Source organism: Ensifer sp. Root954 (assembly GCF_001429005.1).
In the GTDB taxonomy this organism is placed as follows: domain Bacteria; phylum Pseudomonadota; class Alphaproteobacteria; order Rhizobiales; family Rhizobiaceae; genus Ensifer; species Ensifer adhaerens.
This window is the reverse complement of sequence record NZ_LMJM01000023.1, coordinates 326,875-343,957: the sequence shown is the minus strand read 5'-3', so window position 1 is coordinate 343,957 and position 17,083 is coordinate 326,875. Positions and strand designations below refer to the sequence as shown.

The following is a 17,083-nucleotide window of genomic DNA, read 5'->3' as shown; positions in this document are numbered from 1 at the left end:
CTGCGGATGAGAGGCATGCCGAGGGGCAACGATTAAAAGAAAGACCACGCTTATGCAGGCAGATTACATCATCATCGGCTCCGGCTCCGCCGGCTCGGCGCTCGCCTATCGCCTCTCAGAAGACGGCAAGAATACCGTCCTGGTACTGGAATATGGCGGAACGGATGCGGGGCCGTTCATCCAGATGCCGGCAGCGCTTGCCTGGCCGATGAGCATGAAGCGCTACAACTGGGGCTATCTGTCTGAGCCTGAGCCGAACCTCAACAACCGCCGCATCACCGCGCCACGCGGCAAGGTGATCGGCGGCTCCTCCTCGATCAACGGCCTCGTCTATGTGCGCGGCCATGCGGAAGACTTCAACCGTTGGGAAGAACTCGGCGCGCGCGGCTGGGCCTATGCGGATGTGCTGCCCTATTTCAAGCGTATGGAAAACAGCCACGGCGGCGAAACCGGCTGGCGCGGAACCGACGGACCGCTGCACGTTAAACGCGGCCCGGTCCACAATCCGCTGTTCCATGCCTTTATCGAGGCCGGCCAGCAGGCCGGTTTCGAACTCACCGATGACTATAACGGCTCGAAGCAGGAAGGCTTCGGGCTGATGGAGCAGACCGTCTGGCAGGGCCGGCGCTGGTCGGCGGCAAACGCCTATCTGAAGCCGGCGATGAAGCGGCAGAACGTGTCGCTCGTGCGTTGCTTCGCCCGTCGGATCATCATCGAGAACGGCCGAGCGACCGGGGTCGAGATCGAGCGCGGCGGCAAGATCGAGGTCGTCAAGGCCAACCGTGAGGTCGTCGTCTCGGCCTCCTCGTTCAATTCGCCGAAGCTCTTGATGCTCTCGGGCATCGGCCCGGCCGAGCACCTGAAGGAGATGGGCATCGAGGTGAAGGTTGACCGACCAGGCGTCGGCGCAAACCTGCAGGACCATATGGAGTTCTATTTCCAGCAGATTTCGACCAAGCCCGTGTCGCTCTATTCCTGGCTGCCCTGGTTCTGGCAGGGCGTTGCCGGCGCGCAGTGGCTGTTCTTCAAGAAGGGCCTCGGCATCTCCAATCAGTTCGAGGCCTGCGCCTTCCTGCGCTCGGCCCCCGGCGTCAAGCAGCCAGATATCCAGTACCACTTCCTGCCGGTGGCGATCAGCTACGACGGCAAGGCGGCCGCCAACACCCACGGCTTCCAGGTGCATGTCGGCTACAACCTCTCGAAGTCGCGCGGCAACGTCACGCTGCGCTCCTCCGATCCGATGGCCGACCCCGTCATCCGCTTCAACTATATGAGCCACCCGGAGGACTGGGAGAAGTTCCGCCACTGCGTGCGCCTCACCCGCGAGATCTTCGGCCAGAAAGCCTTCGACCACTATCGCGGTCCGGAGATCCAGCCGGGCGAGAAAGTCCAGTCGGACGAACAGATCGACGCGTTCCTGCGCGAGCATCTGGAAAGCGCCTACCACCCCTGCGGCACCTGCCGGATGGGTGCCAAGGACGACCCGATGGCGGTGGTCGATCCGGAGACCCGCGTCATCGGTGTCGAAGGCCTTCGTGTCGCCGACAGCTCGATCTTCCCGCACGTGACCTACGGCAACTTGAACAGCCCGTCGATCATGACCGGCGAGAAGGCGGCCGACCACATTCTCGGCAAGCAGCCCCTCGCCAGATCGAACCAGGAACCGTGGATCAACCCGCGCTGGCAGGTCAGCGACAGATAGTTCGCCGCAAGGCGAACTTTTTTGCCGGCGATCGACGGCCGCATGTCACATTCGCCGGTGTTATCTTGTCTTGTCTTCTCGAGTGCTTGAGATGAAGGAGACGAAGATGACAGCGAAGCCCGATCCGCATGGGACTGCCGCAGCGGTGATGCCATCATGGCCCCGTGTGCGCGCTAGCCATTTCGGGGCCGGCCGCGCCATATCGCAGCGGGGCGCGTGATGGCCGGGATGACCGACGAAGACGTCAGAACGACCTTCGGCGCGGTACGCCCGCGACTGATCCGCATCGCCTATCGCATGCTGGGCTCCGTCAGCGAAGCCGAAGATGTCGTACAGGAAGCATTCCTGCGCTGGCTGAACGCCGACCGTGCGGCCGTCAAAGAACCATCGGCGTTTCTGGGCCGGATCGTGACACGCCTTTGCCTCAACCAGTTGAAGTCGGCACGGCGGCGGCGCGAAACCTACCTCGGGCCATGGCTGCCGGAACCGGTCGTCGAGCAGTGCGACGAACTAGACGACATTACCCTGCCTCTGATGATGGCACTGGAACGCCTGTCGCCGCTGGAACGAGCGGCCTTCCTGCTGCACGACGTCTTCGGTGTCAGCTTCGATGAAATCGGCGAGACGCTCGGCCGCAAGGCAGCAACCTGCCGTCAACTGGCCAGCCGTGCCCGTGTCAATGTCCGCGAGACCCGCCGCCGATTTGCGATGCCACGGGAACAGGGCATGGAAATCGCCGCCGCCTTCTTTGCCGCTTCCCGTGGCGGCGATTTGCACAAGCTTCGTTCGCTGCTTGCGACCGGCGCGATCGTCTATGCCGACGGCGGCGGCAAGACAGTGGCGCCAAGACGGCCGATCGTCGGAATAGACGAGGTGATAATGCTGCACGCCTCGCTGAGGCTGATCTTTGCCCGGGCGATGTCGCGGCTCGTGCGTTACGAATTCATCAATGGGCTGCCTGGTTTTATCACCATCGAAGACGGGGTCCTGCAGACCACCGCGATCGAGATCGAGCGGGATAGAATCACCGTCATCTATGTCACGCGCAATCCGGACAAGCTAAAACACCTCCCAGAAGCGCTGACATATCTCGATGCTCCGGCCGTTCATTGAGCGACGGGTGACCGCGCCCTAACGATCGCGCCCCCGCGCACAGGCACCAGAGCCGACAGCTCTGCTGATCGCCCCTGCTCCAAACAAACTTAACCTGCCACGCGCCGAAGGCGCGTGCCTCTACTCGCTCGGCAGGCCCAACACCAAACCATAGGAGACCAAACCATGAGCAACATATGCATTGCCGTCATCTACCACAGCGGATACGGGCACACGGCACGCCAGGCCAGGGCTGTTAAAGCCGGTATCGAGCGCGTCGACGGCGCACAAGGTCTGCTCCTAGCGGTTGAGGATGCACCGGCACGGTGGAACGATCTCCGCTCGGCCGAGGCGATCATTTTCGGCACGCCGACCTATGTCGGAGGCCAGTCAGCCGCGTTCAAGTCATTTCAGGAAGCGAGTTCCAGTGCCGTGATGGCCAAGGGCTACCTTTGGAAAAACAAGTTTGCTGCCGGTTTCACCAACTCGGGAACCGCCTCGGGCGATAAACTCGCGACGCTGATGCAACTTGCTCTCTTTGCTGCCCAGCATGGCATGCACTGGATCAACCTCGACCTACCACCGGCCAACCACTCGACCAAAGGATCACCTGACGATCTCAACCGGCTTGGCTTCTGGCTGGGCGCCGGCGCCCAGTCCTATGTCGACCAGGGCGCCGATCTGGCGCCGCCACCATCCGATCTTGAGACGGCAAGTCATCTCGGCCAACGCGTGGCCGAGACAACGCTGCAGTTCGTGCGAGGAAGAACGGTCGAACAGGAGCCTGCCCTTCCTGCGTGGAGAACGGCAGGCGAGCGATAGGATCAGCGTCAGAGAAAGCCGATCCAGCGGCCGGCGAGCAGAGCACCCAGCCATGTGACCAAGGAGGCAAGCGCCTGCGCACGCAGGCGCAACGCAACGGCTCCCCCTGCGCGCGCGACCGACCAGGCTGTACCCACGTGGACCGACAGTGCATTGAGCGTTCCGATTGCCAGAAGCGCGAGCTTGGTCAGAAACGCCGGATTGGCGAGATAGGCCGAAGGCCTGACGCTGAAGAGGCAAAAGCCGGTGACGATCGCCATCGCCAGGCCGATCGCAGCCGCTTGCGCCAGAAAGGGTCCAAGCACCGCGACGGGCGCCTCACCGACAAGCCCGAGCAGCCTCAGATCAAGCGGCACGATCGCGCCGATGAGCAGGCCGATCGCGAGAATATGAGCCGCGTTGACCACAAGATAGAGGATCGCCGAGCGTCTGAGCGCCGCGCCCACCGGCCAGCCGGCGATCCACTCGACGAGTTCCGCGCCGCTCATCCACCGGCCCGGATGCGTTCCGGATAGATGTCATAGGTCTTGCCGGCGACCGTGATGCGCACCGCCTTCATGCGCTTTTCGTTCGGGTCGAGCGAACGGTTGCCGAGAACGATGATCTCGTCACCGGCCTTGGCCGATCCCTCGACAAAGCCTGAGCGCTCCGTCTGGCGGGGATTGCCGAGTTCGACGTGCCACATGCCATCCGTGGACGACTCCACCTGTAAGGTTGGATGCGGCGGCGCCATCGAGATCTCGCGGATGGTGCCCTTGAGCTCGATCTGGTCGGCCTCGGCCCAGGACCATCCGTGATGGGCATAGGCGCCGGTAACCAGAAGCCCCGTCAGGATGATTGCGACAACGCCACGGCGTGAAATGGCATTCAACATGTCCCTGCTCCTTCGCCTGTTTCGGAGAGGTGGCAGCTTGAACCCGAAGAGCGGTTTGCGAAAGGACGCGGTCTTCAACACTTCTTGAGCATCGCAGACAGCCACCGCCTAAGGTTGCGATAATCTTGGGTTGCGCGAACTTTAATCAACAGCTTAAAATTTAGCCATTCTTAATCTCCGGTTGTTATGTCTATATGAGACGGAGTGAACGCTGGGCGAACATGCCATGACGGCAGTTTCGCCGCGCAATATCGCGTGCTCCATCCCATCATCGACATCACTCCCCTGCCAAGGCGAGCTCGCTTACCGATGCCTTTGCGGCCATGCCCGCGGCCATCGGCCGAGGATGATTCGCCTTGCGGGCAACCGCGGAGCGTTATTCATGACAATCAAAGCACGCCTGCTCGTCTGTCTGTCCCTGCTCGCCGTCGCCATGCTGGTCATGATCGTTACGGCCTTCAGTGCGCTGACTTCCATCTCCAAACGCACCGAATCGATCGTCGCCGACCGGTTGCTGCCGGTCGACCACTTGAAGACGGTGTCCGACATGTATGCGGTCGAAATCGTCGACACGACCCATAAAGTCCGCAGCGGCGCCCTGGACTGGGCGGCCGGCGCAAAAGCGATCGACACGGCGCTTGCGACCATCGATACGCGCTGGCGCACCTACGAAGCCACACGGCTCACGCCGGAGGAAAAGACGCTGACCGAGATTTTCGACAGGGCGCGCATCGCAAGTGATGCGTCGATCCGCGATCTCGTGCAGATCATGCAACGTCAGGACAAGGCCGAACTCGAACGCTTTGTCGATACCAAGCTCTACTCATCAGTCGATCCCCTCGCCGCGCCAATGAGCGACTTGATCAAGCTGCAGCTTTCCGAGGCTAACGGCGAGCTCGAAGCGGCGAATGCCGAGAAGGACAACCTGACACTCTGGCAAAGCGTGATTGCAGGCTTCGCCCTGCTCATGCTTGGCGCGACCGCCTGGTTCGTGATTGCCGGCCTGCTGCGCCCGCTGACGGGCCTGCGCGAAGCCATGCGCCAGCTTGCCGCCGGCAATCTCAAGGCACTGATCTTCGGCGAAGGTCGCCGCGACGAAATCGGCCAGATGGCCGGCGCTGTCGCCGTCTTCCGAGACAATGCGCTGGAACGCGAGCGGCTGGAGCAAGAGGCCGAAGCCGGTCGTTCGCTGTCTGAACGCGAGCGTGAACAGCGCGAGGCACAGAAGGCGAAAGAGGCGGCCGAGGTCCAGGCGGCAGTCAGCGCGCTCGGCTTTGGCCTCGATCGCCTTGCCGAAGGTGATCTGACCTTCCGCATCGACACGCCGCTTGCCGAACGGCTCGACGCGCTGCGAACCAACTTCAACAGCTCGGTCACCAACCTCGAAGAGGCACTGCGCTCGGTCGGGGAGAATGCCCGCAGCATCAATGCCGGCGCCAGCGAAATCCGCTCCGCCGCCGGCGACCTCTCCAAGCGCACGGAACAACAGGCCGCCTCGGTCGAGGAAACAGCAGCTGCGCTCGACCAGATCGCCACCACCGTCGCCGATGCCAGCCGGCGCGCGGAAGAGGCGGGCACGCTCGTCACCCGCACCCGTGGTGCTGCGGAGAAATCCGGCGAAATCGTCGGCAATGCCGTCACCGCCATGAGCGGCATCGAAGCCTCGTCGCGGGAGATCTCCAGCATCATCGGCGTGATCGACGACATCGCCTTCCAGACGAACCTCCTGGCGCTCAACGCCGGCGTCGAGGCGGCTCGCGCCGGTGAGGCGGGCAAGGGTTTTGCCGTCGTCGCCCAGGAAGTGCGCGAGCTTGCCCAGCGCTCGGCTCAGGCTGCCAAGGAGATCAAGGTGCTGATCGCCACATCCGGCCAGCAGGTCAAATCCGGCGTCACCCTGGTGCGAGAGACCGGCGCGGCACTCGAAAGCATCATCGTCGAGGTCAAGGAGATCAGCAACCACGTGACGGCGATCGTCGAAAGCGCCCGCGAACAGGCAGCCGGCATCCAGCAGATCAATACGGCGGTGAATGCCATCGACCAGGGCACGCAGCAGAATGCGGCGATGGTGGAGCAATCGACCGCCGCCAGCCACAGCCTTGCCCGCGAGGCCGGCGCGCTCAACGACCTCCTGATGCGCTTCAGGACCGGCAACGGCTCTTCGGCAGGACCACGCCTCGTGGCAAGTGGTGCCACGGAAAGTGCAGCCCCCTCGCCCGCACGTGCGTTGACCCGCAAGCTCGCCGGCGCCTATCGCGGCGGCGCGCGACCACACGAGGACGGCTGGGCGGAATTCTGACGATCAGGCTTCGGCCGCAAAACAAGGAGACGCGAGCCGCAGGGTTCGCGTCTCCAGCTTTTGCCACATACAGTATTAAATCTAGTAAATTACTAGTCTATATTCGGTTTTTCGCTGCTTTTCGATCTGAGAGGCAGATTTGCTCCAAACAAACAGCATTAGAAACCGCTATTTCTGTCCATTGTCCTGTTCGGCTGCGATATTCCGCCCAAGTTGGAACAGGACGCAGCCATGACCACGTCATCCCTCGAAACCACCGCCAAGGCACTGAACGAGAGGCTCGAAAGCCTGGATCTCGCCGGGCGGCTGGCGCTCGTTGCAAGCCTTGAAGGGCGGGCAGTCTTCACGACCTCGCTCGGCATCGAGGATCAGGTGATTACCGCCGCGATCGGCAAGAACAAGCTTGCCGTCGATGTCGTCACGCTTCAGACCGGTCGTCTCTTCGATGAGACCGCGGCGCTGATCGACAAGACGGAAGAAGCCTACGACATCCTGATCAAGCGCTACCATCCGGAAAAGGCCGACATCGACGCCTATGCGGCGCGCTACGGTCTCAACGGTTTCTATGAAAGCGTCGAAGCGCGACATGCCTGTTGCGACGTGCGCAAGCTGAAGCCGCTTGCGCGCGCACTCGAAGGAGCAAGCTTCTGGGTTACCGGGCTGCGCCGCGGCCAGTCGGGCAACCGTGCCTCCACGCCCTTTGCCGAGGCAGATGCCGAACGCGGCCTGATCAAGATCAATCCGCTGGCCGACTGGGACATCGAGACCATCAACAGCTACGTCGCCACGCACGCCGTTCCGGTCAACCCGCTGCACGCCCGCGGCTATCCGTCGATCGGCTGTGAGCCCTGCACCCGCGCCATCAAGCCCGGCGAGCCCGAGCGCGCCGGCCGCTGGTGGTGGGAGAACGACGAGAAGCGCGAATGTGGTCTGCATGTTCCCGAGGCCGCCGCAAGCTCCATCATCCCCAATTCGAGCAGCGCCGCCTGAGGCTGGTGCGCTCATCCGAAGACAAATCCTCCCGGAGACTGAAATGCCCCACATCCATCCGGAAACGGAACTGCATAATCCGCAGAGTGCCAAGCCGCCGCTCGATCCGCATCTGAAGGCGCTGGAAAACGAAGCGATCCACATCTTCCGCGAAGTGGCCGCCGAGTTCGAGCGCCCGGTCATGCTTTATTCGATCGGCAAGGATTCCTCGGTTCTCTTGCATCTGGCACGCAAGGCCTTCTATCCCGGCCGCGTTCCGTTCCCGCTGCTGCACGTCAACACCGGCTGGAAATTCGCCGAGATGATCGCGTTCCGCAACGAGATCGTCGAGCGCTACGACCTTGACCTGATCGAGCACGTCAATCCGCGCGGTGCCGCCGAGAACGTCACGCCGTTCACCCACGGCTCGGCGCTCTATACGGACATCATGAAGACCGAGGCGCTGCGCCAGGCGCTCGACGCCGGCCAGTTCGATGCTGCCTTCGGCGGCGCGCGTCGCGACGAAGAGGCGAGCCGCGCCAAGGAGCGCATCTACTCCTTCCGCACGCCCGACCACCGCTGGGACCCGCGCAACCAGCGTCCGGAACTCTGGAACGTCTACAACGGCATGATCCGCAAGGGCGAGAGCGTGCGCGCCTTCCCGCTGTCCAACTGGACCGAGGTCGATATCTGGCGCTACATCCAGGCCGAAGACATTCCGATCGTGCCGCTCTACTTTGCTGAAAAGCGCCCGATCGTCGAACGCGACGGCATGATGATCCTTGCCGAAGACCCGCGCCTCGAACTTTTGCCTGGCGAGACCAAGCGCGAAGAAGTCATCCGCTTCCGCACGCTCGGCTGCTTCCCGCTGACCGGCGCCATCCGTTCGACCGCGACGACGCTCGACGACATCATCTCCGAACTCGAAACCGCGACCGTTTCCGAACGCCAGGGCCGCGCCATCGACCGTGACCAATCCGGCTCGATGGAAAAGAAGAAGCGCGAAGGATATTTCTGATGACCGCACCCGCAACCGCGAATGCCGTCGAGCACGTTGCAGCTGGCGAAGTTCTCGCTTTCCCGGCGCAGGAGCCGGCGCGCGCCACCCGTGACAGCCGTCCCCTTCGGCTCATCACCTGCGGCTCGGTCGACGACGGCAAGTCGACACTGATCGGCCGCCTGCTCTGGGACACCAAGGCGGTCAAGGAAGACCAGGCAGCGACGCTTCAGCGCGATTCCAAAGGCAAGCAGAACGATCTTGGCCTTCCCGATTTCGCGCTGCTGCTCGACGGGCTGCAGGCCGAGCGCGAACAGGGCATCACCATTGATGTCGCCTATCGCTACTTCTCGACCGACAAGCGCTCGTTCATCGTCGCCGACACGCCCGGTCATGAGCAATATACCCGCAACATGGCGACCGGCGCCTCGACCGCCGATCTCGCCGTGCTGCTCGTCGACGCACGCGTCGGACTGCTCGAACAGACCCGCCGGCATGCGACGATCGCGACGCTGATGGGCATCAAGCAATTCGTGCTGGCGGTCAACAAGATCGACCTCACCGACTACGACCGCGCCCGTTTCGAAGAGATCAGCCACGAGTTCCGCGAGCTGGCGCTGTCGCTTGGCGTGCGCCAGGTCATCGCCATCCCGGTCTCGGCGCTAAAGGGCGAGAACGTCGTCTATGACGGCCGCGCCTCGATGCCCTGGTATGACGGCCCGACGCTGATCGAGGTACTGGAGCTGGCAACCACTCGTTCGGCCCAGACCGTTGGTTTCCGCCTGCCGGTGCAGCGCGTCTCGCGGCCCGGCGAAAGCTTCCGCGGCTATCAGGGCACGGTTGCCGGCGGCTCGGTGAAGCCCGGCGACAGTGTTGTCATCCTGCCCTCGGGCATGGTTGCCAACGTCACCAAGATCGTCACCTTCGATCTCGTGCGCAACGCAGCGGTCGCCGGCGACGCGATCACGCTCGTGCTCGACCGCCAAGTGGACGTCTCGCGCGGCGACATGATCGTCGCGATCGACAGCCAGCCGCTGACCGGTCTTTCCTTCGACGCCCAGCTCGTCGCGCTGCAGGCCGAAGGCATCCAGCCCGGCAAGCGCTACTGGCTGAAGAGTGGCAGCCGACGCCAGCGCGTCCAGGTGCAGCCGGCAAGCCAGCTTGACCTCCAGACCGGTAAGTGGAACCAGGCCGATCAGCTGCCGATGAACGCCATCGGCAAGGTGCATCTTGCCTTCGACGAGCAGGCGATCTTCGACACCTACGAGCAGAACCGCACCACCGGCGCGTTCATCCTGATCGATCCGGACACCAACAACACGGTGGCGGGCGGCATGATCACCGCCAAGCGCTCGGCGCTCGGCGGCATCCACACGGAAGACGCCCGCGTCATCCTCTCGCTGCCGGCCGACCTTGCCGACCAGCTGATGGCGACCGAACTTTTCGCCGGTCGCCGCGAGGAAGCCGAAGTTCGCCGCGTCTCCGCCGGCAGGGCCGTGGAAATCATCGACGACATCGACGGGTGAGTGACATCGCACGCAGCAAAAAGGGGCCGGAGCGGCCCCTTTTTAATTTGCATGGACGGCTGAGAATCAGTGGTGATCGCCGTGGACGCATTTCGACGGTTTGCCGGAGGCGCAACTCCGCAGGCATTCATCAAAGCTGCTGCTCGATCGCAGGAAGAGTGATCGTCAACGGCGCGGGATCGGCGTGCTGCCAAAGCTGGTAGCCGACGACGCTGCCAAGAATAGCGGACCAAATGGCGATCTCGCGAAAGGTAAAAATTGGTTCCTTCAACATCTGAGCCTCTCGGGCAAAAACAAGTGTTGATGGAAATATCGCCCCGATTGTTCACGCTGATAAGACACCAATCTGCGAACACGTCGTTTCCATGTGAACAATAAACGGCCTGCGTCGGCGCCGCGATCGCCGAGGTCAAGGTTCCGTTGCGGCGTTATCAAGCCGGAGAGGCGTTGCTTCAAAATGAAACAACACTGGTAATCGCTTCACCATGGCGCAAGCCTCGCGCGATCACGACTATCAATCCACCGCCGCATTCGTAACTTGGCGCGTCGATCATGAGGATCGATAGGGCTGTTTCACCGTTTCCGAACGCCGTGGGACAGTCCGCCTGACCATGGACGAATGAAAGCGGACGCGACGTTCGCCTTCACCCCCTCGCCCGGAACATTTGCATCGACGGTCGCGCACCCTGCGGTGGACAGAACCGCTCTCCTCGGCGTATCTGGGCGGCCTTGGCGCAAGAATGCCGAATCAGGGAGACGACAGGGTGAGCACCGACAAGCAACCGGAAACCACCGTAAAGGTCGAGAAACGCATCAACGGCAAATGGTGCTTCGTCATCAAGTTCCGCGGCGTCACCTACCCCGCCCAAGGCAACTTCACGTCGATGCTGGAGGCACAGGCCGCCGCGCAATCCGTGCTGAACGGCCTGGAAAAGCGGGGCTGACCGAGCGCATGGCGGGCGGCGGTGCTATGCGGCCCGCACCGCACCGCCCCTACACAAGTCAAGCGCAGCTACCGAGCAAACGCCGAGAGCCACTGCCACTTCTTTCTGATCGATAGCAGCAGCGTGCGAATGCGCCGGTCGCGATTTGTGATTAGTCGCGCCGAACGCCAGGGCGTCTGTTTCCGGTACTCCAGAAACGTCGCCTTCTCCGGGTGCTCGCATTCTTTCGTGTTCGGCTTGGCGTGAGTGAAGTGCACGATGGAAGCTTGAGAATAGTCTTCCCACCCCTTCTGCGCATTCCAGTGGCCGGGGAGATGAACGAAATTCCCTTCGGTCGTAAGGTTCAGTACGTCCTGATCCAAGAAATCGAACGAACGCGCCTGAAGCAGCCTGGCAATGCGAGCCGTGTAGTCCTGCGCGTTCCAGGCGTCGATATCGACCAGCAGGACTCCCGCGTTGAAGTAGGGTGTGTTCGCCTCTCGGCCGAGCGACGGATTGAAACGCGTCGGGTCATCATAGGGAACGGCTGCAACGGCCCTGCCTTCAAACGACAGATCCGCCAGTGGTGCCAGGCTCTTTTTGATCAGCGTGTCAGCATCCAGGTAGAGCAGACGGTCGTGCCGGTCGGCTAGCAATTCCGGCAGATACAGTCGAGCGTAGGTAGCGCGGCTCCAGTAGCTCGTCGTCTTCAGGCCTGAGATTTTTGAGAGAATGTCGCCTTCGACATCGATGAAGCACAGCTTCCGTTTGGCACAGGCTTGCAGCATTTCCTTGTCGGACGCCCGCAGCCCGTCACCCAGGATAAAGACCTGCGCATCTGGAATGCCACCGTTCTTTTCGAGCGAGTAAAGCATGACACCCGCGAGTTCCGCGAAGCGCCTGTCGATCGAGCATGCAACAATCATTTAAAGTCAATTTCAGCAATGCAACGCGCAGCCACAGGGCCGCATGCGGTGTCCAGGCCAAAAGCAAGATCTCGCTCGACCGGACATACCGGTAGACGCTTTGATTGCTTTCATTTGAAATGGCGTGACCCTCGCCAAGCGAGGGCCACGCTCATGGTGTCGCGCAATATGCGACGGAAGTATCAATGAAATTAATAGGTCATCTCTTACCCGAAAACACGCGGATGCACTGGTGTGCTTCTCTTCATGGCGAATGACTTCGCACACCATGCTTCCGCGTCAAGTGGGCAGAGCAGATAATAGTTGTTTGTCCGCAGAATCTCGCGCAGATCGTGTAAAAGACCTGCGCGCGGCACCTATTCGGTCGCGGACCGGATGATGTTGCAAAGGCCTTCCTGCACCACCTGCTTGGTGGCCACCTGCCCCACCTGAATATCAAACATCGCATCAACCCGCGTGCCTGAACCGCGCTTGCGGGCGACGACTCGCAATGTCTGCAGCCGCCCGGAGCCTGCCGTATCCTGGTAAGCTTCGATGGTTCCGAGTGCCTTGTTGATCTCGATCCCGGAAAAGCCTTCCGCCGCGACGCCCCGCGCCATCCGCTGCAGAGCGGTCTCGGGCTTCACCTTCGGGAACTCCTGCCAGGTCTTATAGAAAACAGGCGTCACCAGCGGAACGCCGCTCGCCTTGAAATTCTTCTCGCAGCTCTGCGCCGCCGCCACCGAATGGCCGGCCACCAGCAGAACCGTCGCAATGGATAGATGCTTGATCGACATTCCCGTTCCCCGTCGTCCGTGATTGAATGGCGGGAACCTAGAGGCTTCGCCCGCATGCCGACAGAGCAACCCCGTTGCGAATACACCTCTATTCGACCAACGGCTTTTAAGCGGCGACGAACGGCATTTGCGCAGACATTAAGGCACCGGAGTGCAGCGTCGCGAATAGCCATCTCAAACAACCCCAAACCGGTTGCGTCACAAAAGTGTGCAGCACTGGTTGTGAATCCACCAGCGAGGCTCTAAAGCTGCCTCAAAGGCTCCCTGTAACAGGATTGCGCTCATGAAGCTGGTGACCGGTAACTCCAACCGCGCCCTTGCCGAAGCCATTGCCAGATATCTCAATCTTCCCCTCACGGACTGTACGGTCGGGCGCTTCGCCGACCAGGAAGTCAACGTTCAACTTCACGAGAACGTGCGCGGCGAGGATGTCTATATCCTCCAGTCGACCAGTGCTCCTGCCGACGGCAACCTCATGGAACTGTTGATCCTGACCGATGCGCTGCGCCGTTCGTCTGCGCGCCGGATCACCGCCGTCATCCCCTATTTCGGCTATGCCCGTCAGGACCGCCGCGCCACCGGCCGCACACCGATTTCGGCGAAGCTGGTCGCCAACATGATCGCCGGCGCGGGTGTTAATCGCGTTATGACGCTCGATCTGCATACGGACCAGATTCAGGGCTTTTTCGATATCCCGACCGACAACCTTTATTCGGCGCCGGTGACGACCCGCGACATCAAAGAGCGCTACGACGTCGGAAATCTCATGGTCGTTTCGCCTGACGTCGGCGGCGTGGCGCGGGCTCGCGGCATCGCCAAGCGCACTGGCACCGATCTTGCGATCGTCGACAAGAGGCGCCCCCGCGCCGGCGTGTCGGAGGTCATGAACATCATTGGTGACGTCTTCGGGAAGACCTGCCTCTTGATCGACGACATCATCGATAGCGGCGGGACCTTGATCAATGCGGCTGACGCCTTGCTGGAAGCGGGCGCCAGAGAGGTCTCGGCATACATCACCCACGGCGTGCTTTCCGAGGGGGCTTGCGAGCGTATTGGCGCCAGCAACCTCAGGGAACTGGTGCTGACCGATTCCATTCAAGACACCGAAGCGCAACGCCAGACCACCAAGATCCGCCGCGTCACCGTCGCGCCGCTGCTCGGAGAGGCCCTTGCCCGAACCGCCCGAGAGCAAAGTGTTTCAAGCCTTTTCAACTGACCCACGCGAACGGTGCAAGGCCGTTTCGATTGAGCCAGGCGGCGTGGCCGCGGGGAAAAGAATGTAATCCGCCCGCCCATCCGAAATGCATTATAGAAGTGATGATTGAAGCAGTCCGCAGTCGATCCGCGCTTTGGCGCATATTTCGGGAAAGATCGGCTAAGCGGTTGATTTGGCTGGTCGGAGTGGCAAGATTCGAACTTGCGACCCCCACGTCCCGAACGTGGTGCGCTACCAGACTGCGCTACACTCCGTGACCAGCGGCGCCTCTATAGAACAGGCATTTTGATTTCACAAGCGCCTATCTCGAAAAACATTGCGCCTTTTCCAAAAAAATCGTGACGGTGGAAAACGTAGGCGCGAAATGGCCCTGGTCGGCGCCAACGGCGCCCCGGAGATGCGCGTGATAGGGACTTTCTGCAACGCTTCATAATTTCCTGGAACAGGAACCGCTGCGTGCATTTCCTTTCGTCTCTTTTGGCGCTAGAGGCTCAACGGAAAGCGCGGAAAGCCAGGGGATACGGGCTTCCGTGCCATGCCGATTTCAGAACGAGAGCCAAAGGGGCAGAAACATGAACTTCCGCATGATGACGGTGGCGGGCCTCGCGCTCGTGCTCGCCGGCTGCACGACGACCGGGACGGGGATTTCCAGGAACGCAGTCGAAGCCCGTTGGCTCGGCCAGCCGGCCGGCGGCTTCTTCGCCCAGTACGGTCCGCCGATCTCCGACGTCGAAAGCGGCAGCTCCACGGTCTATAGCTGGAAGGGCGGCTACAAGACCCGCAAGATCCCGGCGCAGTACGAAACCACCAAGGACGGCAAGCGCGGCAAGCGCATTTCCTCGGCGCGCACCGAGTATCTGAGCTGCGCGGTGCAACTGACCGTCTCGTCCGACTACGTCATCCGCTCGATCCACATTGCCGGCGACCGCAAGCGTGCCGAAGGCCCGAGCTGGTGCGAAGAGTTCCTCGGCGCCCCGGCCCAGACCAAGCCGGCGGCAACTGCAGGCTAAACCAACAAACAAAAAACCCGCCGGTGAAAATCCCAGCCACTTACTTAAATGTGGAATCGTTAGGACCGTCTTCAGCAATACCCCTTATAACCCTGGTTATCGGGGGTATTGCGTATGCCGGAGATTTTTTCGGAGACCCAAAAACGCTTGCGACTGCCTCTCCCCTTCCAGGGAGTGAACGTCAACTTCTGTAAAAATCCGCACTGCCCAAACTTTGGCGTTGCAGCGGAGCTGGAGGACGGTCGAGGGCGATCCCGATCAGACAACAATCGGACACCGTATAAGGTTTCAGCGAGGGACGATAACGCTGTCCTCAGGTGCACGACATGCGGCACGTCCTCCATCGTCAAAAGCAACAAGGCCGTTTGGGAGGAGTTCGACCGACACCTACAGTCGCTCGCCGCACCTCTTGGCCACAGGTGCACGAAGAAGGCCTGCTCGAACCACTCGAAGCCGCTTGATTCGCATCCCGGAGAATACTACCGCCACGGCACCAACGCGAGCGGCGACCCGCGATACCGATGCCGTGAATGCCGGACGACCTTTTCGGCGGCAAGGCGGCATGCAAGGCATCGGAAGTCGCACGAGAACAAGACCGTCTTCCAGCTTCTCGTCGCAAAGGTCGCCCTTGCCAAGATCGCGCAGGTCACGGGCCTGAATATCAAGACGGTCTACGACAAGATCGATTTTATCCACGGCCAGTGCGCCAAGTTCGTCGCGGACCGCGAGCGTCGCCTTCCCACGATGGACCTGGGCGACATGCGTCTCTGCACGGACATGCAGGACTACATGGTCAACTGGCCGACCAAGGCGATGCGCAAGACGATCCAGTTCCGAGCAATCGTGACGAGCTGCCTCAACACCGGATACGTCCTCGCCTGCCACCCGCAGCTCGATCTACGTTTCAATACGCTGGAGGTCCAGCAGCTCGTCGAGGAATGCGACGATCTCCTGAAGCGCCCTGCCTTCCGGGAGTACGCCCGCCTTTGGAACTTCGAGGATTACGCCAGCGCCCTGTCACTTCCATCGAACGTGTTTCGACCAGTCCGCGAGGACCAGGAGTCGCCAGAGCACATGACCGAAGACCGCCAGCTACCCAGGCAGGGGGCGATGGTTCACATCGATTATCTGGCAATAGGGCACTTCCGATATCTCCGCCATCTGCTCGGCCGCGCCGACCATGTGTACTTTTCGCTCGACGCTGACCCCGGTCTCCCGACTGCGGTGTTGGCGGGCTGGGTCGACAAGGCGATGGCCCGCAAGCTGGACGTGGCAGTGATGTCGTTCGACAAGAACTCCACCATCGACGAGAAGAACGAGCGGGTGATGGCGGCCAACAAGATCAAGGCGCTCGCCGAGGAGGCGTATCCCTTCCTTCATCCATTCGTGGCTTGGCTGACATTCTTCCTGCAGATTAGCGGGCTGGATCGGATGAGCACCTCGGAGCGAAGCGAGCACCTCAGGACCACCGAGGTCGACTACCCGTACATCAACAAGTCAGAACCCGGAAAGCGCGTCCGCCTGCTAACGGACGACGGCAGAAGGACGGGTCTGCAGATCGCAAGGGTGCTCCACGATGTCTCGCTCCACCAGGTCGACAGGTTCTTCATGCAGGTCCGCCGCAGCATCGCCGGGCTGGAACGAGCGCCGTCGTATCCGAGGCGGGCGGCACGGAAATGGTACCTGTACGGGTTTTACTCCCCGGACATGGTCGAGAAGTGCCTGGTGATCTTCCGCACCTACTTCAACTTCATCGCCAAGGGCAAGGATGGCCAGACACCAGCCATGCGGTTGGGCCTCGCCAAGGGGCCAGTTCGCTTCGAGGATATCCTCTATTTCGACTGAAATTTAGCGATACCTAATAAATGTGGAATCGACCCGAAAGTCGATTCCACATTTAAGTAAGTGGCTGGGGTGAAAATCGGCGGGTTTTTTCTAGGGGATTGCGTCGAAC

Annotated in this window: 16 protein-coding genes and 1 tRNA gene; 11 read left to right on the top strand and 6 right to left on the bottom strand. The window is 61.5% G+C overall.

Annotated features, from left to right (window positions below; genetic code table 11):
- Positions 1-52 precede the first annotated feature (52 nt).
- The 3 genes from betA (at position 53) to ASE71_RS15665 (ending at position 3,616) form a co-directional block, all read left to right on the top strand.
- Positions 53-1,702, top strand: coding sequence for a choline dehydrogenase (gene betA / locus ASE71_RS15675; RefSeq protein WP_060516272.1), 1,650 nt, complete (start codon positions 53-55; stop codon positions 1,700-1,702).
- Positions 1,703-1,921: 219 nt separating this feature from the next.
- Positions 1,922-2,815, top strand: coding sequence for a sigma-70 family RNA polymerase sigma factor (locus ASE71_RS15670; protein WP_060516273.1), 894 nt, complete (start codon positions 1,922-1,924; stop codon positions 2,813-2,815).
- Between the two features lie 165 nt (positions 2,816-2,980).
- Entirely contained in the window at positions 2,981-3,616 is a 636-nt protein-coding gene (locus ASE71_RS15665; RefSeq protein WP_060516274.1) for a flavodoxin family protein, read from the top strand.
- An 8-nt stretch (positions 3,617-3,624) separates the two neighbouring features.
- On the opposite strand, the gene ASE71_RS15660 is transcribed toward ASE71_RS15665, so the two are convergent.
- Positions 3,625-4,104 carry a hypothetical protein gene (locus tag ASE71_RS15660; protein ID WP_060516275.1) on the bottom strand — a complete coding sequence of 160 codons (480 nt, stop codon included), beginning with the start codon at positions 4,102-4,104 and terminating at the stop codon, positions 3,625-3,627.
- Positions 4,101-4,490: a DUF6152 family protein gene (locus ASE71_RS15655; RefSeq protein ID WP_034789195.1), complete on the bottom strand. Its 390-nt coding sequence runs from the start codon at positions 4,488-4,490 to the stop codon at positions 4,101-4,103. The genes ASE71_RS15660 and ASE71_RS15655 overlap by 4 nt, the downstream gene beginning before the upstream one ends.
- A 382-nt stretch (positions 4,491-4,872) precedes the next feature.
- Here ASE71_RS15655 and ASE71_RS35085 point away from each other — a divergent pair, with 382 nt between their 5' ends.
- From ASE71_RS35085 to cysN, 4 genes are all read left to right on the top strand, one after another.
- On the top strand, positions 4,873-6,786 hold the full coding sequence (locus ASE71_RS35085; protein ID WP_082566276.1) for a methyl-accepting chemotaxis protein: 1,914 nt from the start codon (positions 4,873-4,875) through the stop codon (positions 6,784-6,786).
- 231 nt (positions 6,787-7,017) lie between these two features.
- The gene (locus tag ASE71_RS15645; RefSeq protein WP_034789190.1) at positions 7,018-7,776 is read left to right on the top strand and encodes a phosphoadenylyl-sulfate reductase; all 759 of its coding nucleotides are present in this window, start codon (positions 7,018-7,020) and stop codon (positions 7,774-7,776) included.
- 43 nt (positions 7,777-7,819) lie between these two features.
- The gene (gene cysD / locus ASE71_RS15640; RefSeq protein ID WP_060516276.1) at positions 7,820-8,773 is read left to right on the top strand and encodes a sulfate adenylyltransferase subunit CysD; all 954 of its coding nucleotides are present in this window, start codon (positions 7,820-7,822) and stop codon (positions 8,771-8,773) included.
- Positions 8,773-10,278, top strand: a complete 1,506-nt coding sequence (gene cysN / locus ASE71_RS15635) for a sulfate adenylyltransferase subunit CysN (RefSeq protein ID WP_034789186.1) — start codon at positions 8,773-8,775, stop codon at positions 10,276-10,278. Before cysD ends, cysN begins: the two co-directional genes overlap by 1 nt.
- Before the next feature lie 130 nt (positions 10,279-10,408).
- On the opposite strand, the gene ASE71_RS36435 is transcribed toward cysN, so the two are convergent.
- Positions 10,409-10,552 (bottom strand): hypothetical protein, encoded by a 144-nt coding sequence (locus tag ASE71_RS36435; protein WP_089045238.1) that lies wholly within the window; start codon positions 10,550-10,552, stop codon positions 10,409-10,411.
- Between the two features lie 490 nt (positions 10,553-11,042).
- Between ASE71_RS36435 and ASE71_RS15630 the strand changes: the two genes are divergently transcribed.
- Positions 11,043-11,222 (top strand): hypothetical protein, encoded by a 180-nt coding sequence (locus ASE71_RS15630; RefSeq protein ID WP_034789185.1) that lies wholly within the window; start codon positions 11,043-11,045, stop codon positions 11,220-11,222.
- Positions 11,223-11,290: 68 nt separating this feature from the next.
- Here the strand turns inward: ASE71_RS15630 and ASE71_RS15625 are convergent, their stop codons facing one another.
- Positions 11,291-12,127 carry a glycosyltransferase family 8 protein gene (locus ASE71_RS15625; protein ID WP_051659149.1) on the bottom strand — a complete coding sequence of 279 codons (837 nt, stop codon included), beginning with the start codon at positions 12,125-12,127 and terminating at the stop codon, positions 11,291-11,293.
- Positions 12,128-12,483: 356 nt separating this feature from the next.
- Positions 12,484-12,897: a hypothetical protein gene (locus ASE71_RS15620; RefSeq protein ID WP_060516549.1), complete on the bottom strand. Its 414-nt coding sequence runs from the start codon at positions 12,895-12,897 to the stop codon at positions 12,484-12,486.
- A gap of 289 nt (positions 12,898-13,186) precedes the next feature.
- Here ASE71_RS15620 and ASE71_RS15615 point away from each other — a divergent pair, with 289 nt between their 5' ends.
- A complete protein-coding gene (locus ASE71_RS15615) occupies positions 13,187-14,119 on the top strand; it encodes a ribose-phosphate pyrophosphokinase (protein ID WP_060516277.1) in 933 nt (310 codons plus the stop codon).
- A gap of 177 nt (positions 14,120-14,296) precedes the next feature.
- Here the strand turns inward: ASE71_RS15615 and ASE71_RS15610 are convergent.
- Positions 14,297-14,373 (bottom strand) — tRNA-Pro (locus ASE71_RS15610).
- Positions 14,374-14,691: 318 nt separating this feature from the next.
- Here ASE71_RS15610 and ASE71_RS15605 point away from each other — a divergent pair.
- Positions 14,692-15,129 carry a hypothetical protein gene (locus ASE71_RS15605; RefSeq protein WP_034801335.1) on the top strand — a complete coding sequence of 146 codons (438 nt, stop codon included), beginning with the start codon at positions 14,692-14,694 and terminating at the stop codon, positions 15,127-15,129.
- Between the two features lie 114 nt (positions 15,130-15,243).
- Positions 15,244-16,974 carry a hypothetical protein gene (locus ASE71_RS15600; protein WP_060516278.1) on the top strand — a complete coding sequence of 577 codons (1,731 nt, stop codon included), beginning with the start codon at positions 15,244-15,246 and terminating at the stop codon, positions 16,972-16,974.
- Positions 16,975-17,083 lie beyond the last annotated feature (109 nt).

Bases quoted from the DNA above. Each gene is read 5' to 3' on its own strand.
- ASE71_RS15600 (WP_060516278.1), top strand. From the start codon at position 15,244: ATGCCGGAGATTTTTTCGGAGACCCAAAAACGCTTGCGACTGCCTCTC.
- betA (WP_060516272.1), top strand. From the start codon at position 53: ATGCAGGCAGATTACATCATCATCGGCTCCGGCTCCGCCGGCTCGGCG.
- ASE71_RS15645 (WP_034789190.1), top strand. From the start codon at position 7,018: ATGACCACGTCATCCCTCGAAACCACCGCCAAGGCACTGAACGAGAGG.
- ASE71_RS15670 (WP_060516273.1), top strand. From the start codon at position 1,922: ATGGCCGGGATGACCGACGAAGACGTCAGAACGACCTTCGGCGCGGTA.
- ASE71_RS15655 (WP_034789195.1), bottom strand. From the start codon at position 4,490: ATGTTGAATGCCATTTCACGCCGTGGCGTTGTCGCAATCATCCTGACG.
- ASE71_RS15625 (WP_051659149.1), bottom strand. From the start codon at position 12,127: ATGATTGTTGCATGCTCGATCGACAGGCGCTTCGCGGAACTCGCGGGT.
- ASE71_RS15665 (WP_060516274.1), top strand. From the start codon at position 2,981: ATGAGCAACATATGCATTGCCGTCATCTACCACAGCGGATACGGGCAC.
- ASE71_RS15605 (WP_034801335.1), top strand. From the start codon at position 14,692: ATGAACTTCCGCATGATGACGGTGGCGGGCCTCGCGCTCGTGCTCGCC.
- cysD (WP_060516276.1), top strand. From the start codon at position 7,820: ATGCCCCACATCCATCCGGAAACGGAACTGCATAATCCGCAGAGTGCC.
- ASE71_RS15615 (WP_060516277.1), top strand. From the start codon at position 13,187: ATGAAGCTGGTGACCGGTAACTCCAACCGCGCCCTTGCCGAAGCCATT.
- ASE71_RS36435 (WP_089045238.1), bottom strand. From the start codon at position 10,552: ATGTTGAAGGAACCAATTTTTACCTTTCGCGAGATCGCCATTTGGTCC.
- ASE71_RS35085 (WP_082566276.1), top strand. From the start codon at position 4,873: ATGACAATCAAAGCACGCCTGCTCGTCTGTCTGTCCCTGCTCGCCGTC.
- ASE71_RS15660 (WP_060516275.1), bottom strand. From the start codon at position 4,104: ATGAGCGGCGCGGAACTCGTCGAGTGGATCGCCGGCTGGCCGGTGGGC.
- cysN (WP_034789186.1), top strand. From the start codon at position 8,773: ATGACCGCACCCGCAACCGCGAATGCCGTCGAGCACGTTGCAGCTGGC.